Consider the following 6,091-nt stretch of genomic DNA (forward strand, 5'->3'; position numbering starts at 1 on the left):
TATGGGCGAAATGAACAGCCGTAAATCAGCTCCCCTTTGTAGGGGCTATCAGCTAACAAGGAGCAGGAAAAGAAAGAAGCGGTTTCTAATCCCGCATCCATCAAAAACTACCTCCCCTTCACTTTTGAGCCCGTATAATCCGGTAATTCATCAAATGTCGGTATTGCTTGAGCATTTGCTCATGGGCAGAGAGCACCTGGAAGATTTGCTCCGGTATGTTCTCAGATGGGAGGAAATCAGTCAGCGGCTCCTCATCATCATAAAAGGATGGAAGCTCTTGAATTTGTACATCACGGAACCCCGCATGATGGAATGCTGCCTTCCATTCCCCTTCTGTCCACATTTGCTTGAATCCATAGAAGGACCCAATCGCATGCCTTTCCCCTTGTCCTGCTGGTCCATCTATAGTCAATTCAATCGCATAGAGGACGCCGTTACTTTTCAAAACCCGGTGAATTTCGTTCACGGATGGAGAAAAGTCCGCGAAGGAAAGGACAGATTCGGACAAACAATAATCCACTGAGCCTGATGCAAGAGGCATGTTCTCAAGCGAGGATTCGATGACCTGAACCGGCAGGCTTAGCGTGCTGAAACGCTGTCTCGCCTTTTCTGCCATTATGGGATGGTTATCAAGCGCCACAACTTGGGCTCCATAGCGCGATGAAAGATAAGCACTCGTCTGCCCAGTTCCGCATCCTGCATCAAGAATGACTGTCTGCTGATTAATGGGTTCCCCTCCGAGCATGATATCAGTCGCCTTGATTCCGCCTGGATGGGCCCCGCCGATTCCAAGGATTGATAATAGATCCATATACGTATACATATTGCACCCTTCCCCCCTTTTTTAGCCATTGTATGAATGCCCCCCTTTTGTGTTCCGCATCAATAAAAAACGATTCTTATAGGTATATAAACAGGCAAGTTGTCCAAACAAAAATACAATACAGAGAAACCGATTCAGGAAGGAGGTTCTTTCCTCATGAATTATTATGAGCTTTGTAATAGAAATATCGGACGTAATGTGTGCATTACCGATATTCACGGCCGGAAACATACTGGCGTTATCACCCGTGTTACGAATAAGCATGTTTGGATTAGACCAAACGGCGGCAGACAAGGCGGAGGCTATAGCTGGGGTTGGGGCTGGGGCTGGGGCTGGGGTTACCCGCTGGCTCTTGGCTTAATTGGCGGATTTGCCCTCGGTGCTTTATTCTTCTAAAAAGTTAAGAGGAAGCTGCTCTCATAAAGCGGCTTCCTCTTATTTTTATCCAATCAATTCAATGAAGACGACCTTTAGATAGTCCCCTTCCTTATACTCAGGTATCGTTTTGAAATCAGTCGGGAGTGAGAATTCCTCGCGTATGCGGTAACGGCATTTCATATCCTTGCAGGCTTTATCAATGAATCCTTTGAACTTGTCCATATTAAACGCACTGCAGTTTGTTGAGGCGACAATCATGCCGTTTCTTTCTGTAATCGCAATGGTTTCTTTCAAGAGGTTCGTATAATCCTTCGCTGCACTGAAGGTGAATTTTTTCGATTTTGCAAAGCTTGGCGGGTCAAGAATCACCATATCAAATTTCAATTCTTTCCTTGCTGCATACTTAAAGTATTTAAATACATCCTCCACAATGATGTCCTGGCTCTCATAATCAATGCCATTGATGCTGAACTGCTCAATCGTCTTTGCATAGCTTCGGTTGGCAAGGTCCACACTCGTTGTCTTCTTGGCTCCCCCAAGAGCTGCAAACACAGAGAACGCCCCTGTATAGGAGAACATATTTAACACCGTTTTGCCTTTTGCATAGCGGTCACGAATTGTACGGCGCACATCACGCTGGTCAAGGAATACGCCAACCATGGCGCCATCATTTAAATCAACGGCAAAGTTCGCCCCGTTTTCCTTTACGATCAGCGGGAATTCTCCACGCACACCTGCAACGAAGTCATCATCCTCAATATATTTCCCCTTCGTATCAAAGCGTTTTTTCTCATAGATGCCCTTATATCCGCCTTCCCATTTCTGTAACGAGGCAATCACCATCTCTTTGAAGGTGTAAATTCCCTGGCTATACCAATGGATAACGAAGAAGCCATCATAATAATCGATGATCAGCCCGCCAATGCCGTCACCTTCCCCATTAAATACGCGAAAGGCTGTTGTTTTTTCACTCGTAAAGTAGGCTGAACGTGCGCGCAGGGCCTTTGTTATTTTCGCATCAAAAAATGACTGGTCAATGGCTTCACTGCGCTTACGTGTCAAAACCCAGCCAATTCCCTTATTTTGATTGCCATAATAACCTTTTCCAATGAACTGACCCTTCTCATCCACTAGATTCAGAATGCTTCCTTCGTCCCGAAGCTGTTCTGGGTTGGCCACTGCATTTTTATAAATTAACGGGAAACCGCCTTTCATTTTCTTACTGTCCCGCGCTTTAATCTCGCATGTTAATTCTTGCATATCTATCACAACTCTCTACATTCGTCTTTATTAACTACCCTATAGTATAACGAAAAACAGCAAAAGTTAAATCATAGACAAGAAAAAAGCAGATTCCAGGAGGAATCTGCTTAAATGATGAGCCCGACAATCAGTCCAGAAAGGATGCTGACAAGTGTTGCTCCGTATAGAAGTTTCAATCCAAAGCGGGCGACCGTATTTCCTTGACGTTCATTCAGCCCTTTAACCGCTCCGGCAATAATCCCAATAGATGAGAAGTTCGCAAATGAGACGAGGAAGACAGATAGAATACCTAGCGTCCGTTCACTGAACGTATCGGCAATATCCGTCAAGCTGACCATGGCGACAAACTCATTGGTCACAAGCTTCGTTGCCATGATTCCCCCGGCAGAAACCGCCTCGCTCCAAGGAATCCCCATGATAAAAGCAACAGGGGCAAAGATATAGCCAAGTAACTGCTGGAAGGTAACCCCGAAGATTTGATCGAATGTGCCATTAATAAAGGCAATCAAGGCGACAAATCCGATGAGCATCGCAGCAACGACGATGGCAACCTTAAAGCCATCCATCACATATTCCCCGATCATCTCGAAGAAGGTTTGTTTCTTGCCGACTTCCTCCACTGGAAGAATATCCTCAGCAGGGTCAACCTTGTATGGGTTGATAATGGAGGCAATGATAAATCCGCCAAAGAGGTTCAGCACAAGGGCTGTTACGACGTATTCAGGTTTGATCATCGTCATATATGAACCAACAATTGACATCGAAACGGTCGACATTGCTGAGGCACATAAAGTGTACAAACGATTTGGAGGCAGCTGGTCCAATTGCCTTTTTACCGTAATGAAAACCTCTGATTGACCAACCATGGCTGATGCAACCGCATTATACGACTCCAGCTGCCCCATTCCATTGACCTTGCTGAGCAGAAAACCAATTCCCCGCATGATGAATGGGAGAATCTTAAAATGCTGCAAAATACCAATCAAGACAGAAATGAAGACGATTGGCAGGAGCACTGTCAGGAAGAATGGCGCCTGTCCTTCATTGGCAATTCCTCCAAAAACAAAGACAATGCCTTCTTCTGCATATCGAAGAAGCTGTTCAAATACAATCGCAATGCCGCGAATAATGAAATAGCCAACCTTCGTATTGAGCAGCAATAGTGTCAACAGAACCTGCAGCACTATCATGATACCGATATATTTAAACTTAATGTCTTTTCGGTTATTACTAACGATATAAGCTAATCCTAGTACAATTAAAATCCCGATGATTGAGATGAGATATTTCATGTTTCCCTCCGCTAAGATGTTCTCCCAAAATTTTCCATCCTGTGGCCGTAAATAAGCCCCGTTTCCTTAGAAGAGACGGGGCCAAAAAATGAGGACCTGTCCATTTCTAGCTTCTGCCAAAATGAACCCATTTATTCCCCATTAATAATCAGAACTTGCTGTTTCCCCTTTAGCAATGGATACACCGGAGCTTGCCCCGATTCGCGTTGCTCCTGCTTTCACCATTGCTTGTGCATCTTCAAGACTGCGAACGCCCCCAGATGCTTTCACGCCGATTTCCGGTCCAACTGTTTTTCTCATAAGAGCGATATCTTCAACTGTCGCTCCTCCTGTTGAGAACCCAGTGGATGTCTTCACGAAATCTGTACCAGCTGATACAGCCAATTGGCATGCTTTCTCGATTTCTTCTTTTGTTAATAGGCATGTCTCGATAATGACCTTCACGAGTGCTTTACCCTTCGCTGCTTCAACGACTGCCTTAATGTCCGCCTCAACCTCGTTGTAACGGCCATCCTTCATAGCACCGATATTGATAACCATATCAACCTCATCCGCGCCATTTTCAATCGCATTCTTCGTTTCAAATGCCTTCACTTCGGGTGTGTTTGCCCCAAGAGGGAAGCCAATAACCGTACAAACTTTCACTTCTGGTGTATCAGCCAATAATTCGGCACATTTCTTCACCCATGTTGGATTAACGCAAACAGAGGCAAACTTGTACTCCTTTGCTTCCTCAACAATCTTCAACACTTGTTCTTCTCTCGCATCAGCCTTTAAAAGGGTGTGGTCAATTAAACTTGTTAACTTTTCAGCCATATCTTCCTGAACCTACTTTCCTAAAAATGAATTAGTGAATTTCTGTATAAATCAATGTCGGAGCTTCTGTTTTCTCTCCGCTGATTTCATAAGCTTCATAAATCATGCTCATGACGTTCTCAACATTCTCCCGGTTCGCATGAATGGTCACGAGGGACTCACCCTTGGCTACCTCATCTCCAACCTTCTTATTGAGGACAACTCCAACGGCCAAATCAATTTCTGATTCCTTCGTTGCTCTGCCCGCTCCAAGAAGCATAGCTGCTACGCCGATTTCCTCAGCAGCAATTTTGGCCACAAACCCTGCTTCCTTCGCCGGCACCTCAATTAGGTATTTCGCTTGAGGCAATTTGGATGGCTCGTCTACGATACTCGCATCCCCGCCTTGTGAAGCAAGGAATGTCTTAAATACTTCAAGCGCACGGCCATTCTTCATGACTTCCTCCAGCTTTTGACGAGCTTCTTCAAGCGTGTCCGCCTTTCCTGCAAGGACAACCATATGGCTTCCAAGCGTTAAGCAAAGCTCATTCAAATCAGCCGGTCCATTACCAGAAAGGGTATCAATCGCTTCCTTGATCTCGAGTGCATTCCCGACAGCAAATCCAAGCGGCTGGCTCATATCTGAAATAATCGCTTTCGTATTACGGCCAACACCATTACCGATATCAACCATTGCTTTAGCCAATTCCTTCGCATCATCCAAGTTCTTCATGAATGCCCCATCCCCTGTTTTCACATCAAGGACAATCGCATCTGCCCCAGCGGCAATCTTCTTACTCATAATCGAGCTCGCAATCAACGGAATGGAATCCACTGTAGCTGTCACATCACGCAGCGCATACAGCTTCTTATCTGCTGGTGTTAAATTACCACTTTGGCCAATCACGGCAATTTTATTCTTATTCACCAAATCAATGAACTCTTGATTCGAAATCTCCACGTGGAAACCTGGAACAGCCTCAAGCTTATCAATCGTACCGCCTGTATGACCAAGCCCGCGGCCGGACATCTTCGCAACCGGTACATCAAGCGCCGCCACAAGCGGAGCAAGAACAAGTGTCGTCGTATCGCCAACACCGCCAGTACTATGCTTGTCCACCTTAACTCCTTCAATCGCGGACAAATCAATCTGATCGCCTGACTCAACCATCAATTGCGTCAAAATCACGCGCTCCTCCTGTGTCATCCCTTGAAAATAAACAGCCATCGCAAAGGCTGACATCTGATAATCCGGAATACTTCCATCCGTAAATCCTTCAATCACAAATTGAAGCTCTTTCTGATCCAATTCATGCCCATTACGCTTCTTCTCAATAACATCAACCATTCTCATGATTTTTACACCCCATTTTATGAAGTTGCTGAAAAACATATAGTAATTGGTAGCACTTACAAAATTACTATACCACAAACGATGAACAATTGTAATAAATAGATGTGAACAAATGTAAAACTTAATAAATCTTCCATTTAAATTATTACTATTCCCAAAATAAGGGGAAGAAAACATGGGATTTGG

Annotated in this window: 6 protein-coding genes; 1 reads left to right on the forward strand and 5 read right to left on the reverse strand. The window is 44.8% G+C overall.

The window, feature by feature from the left end; genetic code table 11:
* Positions 1-118: 118 nt before the first annotated feature.
* The gene (locus ACI35L_RS15195) at positions 119-823 is read right to left on the reverse strand and encodes a class I SAM-dependent methyltransferase (RefSeq protein ID WP_049669232.1); all 705 of its coding nucleotides are present in this window, start codon (positions 821-823) and stop codon (positions 119-121) included.
* A 156-nt stretch (positions 824-979) separates the two neighbouring features.
* On the opposite strand from ACI35L_RS15195, the gene ACI35L_RS15200 reads away from it, so the two are divergent.
* Positions 980-1,219 carry a hypothetical protein gene (locus ACI35L_RS15200; protein ID WP_439803230.1) on the forward strand — a complete coding sequence of 80 codons (240 nt, stop codon included), beginning with the start codon at positions 980-982 and terminating at the stop codon, positions 1,217-1,219.
* A gap of 45 nt (positions 1,220-1,264) precedes the next feature.
* On the opposite strand, the gene ACI35L_RS15205 is transcribed toward ACI35L_RS15200, so the two are convergent.
* From ACI35L_RS15205 to ACI35L_RS15220, 4 genes are all read right to left on the reverse strand, one after another.
* Positions 1,265-2,461, reverse strand: a complete 1,197-nt coding sequence (locus ACI35L_RS15205) for a class I SAM-dependent rRNA methyltransferase (protein ID WP_049669230.1) — start codon at positions 2,459-2,461, stop codon at positions 1,265-1,267.
* 110 nt (positions 2,462-2,571) lie between these two features.
* Positions 2,572-3,756 (reverse strand): NupC/NupG family nucleoside CNT transporter, encoded by a 1,185-nt coding sequence (locus ACI35L_RS15210; RefSeq protein WP_049669229.1) that lies wholly within the window; start codon positions 3,754-3,756, stop codon positions 2,572-2,574.
* Between the two features lie 141 nt (positions 3,757-3,897).
* On the reverse strand, positions 3,898-4,572 hold the full coding sequence (gene deoC, locus ACI35L_RS15215; protein ID WP_049669228.1) for a deoxyribose-phosphate aldolase: 675 nt from the start codon (positions 4,570-4,572) through the stop codon (positions 3,898-3,900).
* A 31-nt stretch (positions 4,573-4,603) separates the two neighbouring features.
* Positions 4,604-5,905 (reverse strand): pyrimidine-nucleoside phosphorylase, encoded by a 1,302-nt coding sequence (locus tag ACI35L_RS15220; protein WP_439803231.1) that lies wholly within the window; start codon positions 5,903-5,905, stop codon positions 4,604-4,606.
* Between the last annotated feature and the right edge of the window lie 186 nt (positions 5,906-6,091).

It is taken from the genome of Pradoshia sp. (genome assembly GCF_051873915.1).
In the GTDB taxonomy this organism is placed as follows: domain Bacteria; phylum Bacillota; class Bacilli; order Bacillales; family Pradoshiaceae; genus Pradoshia.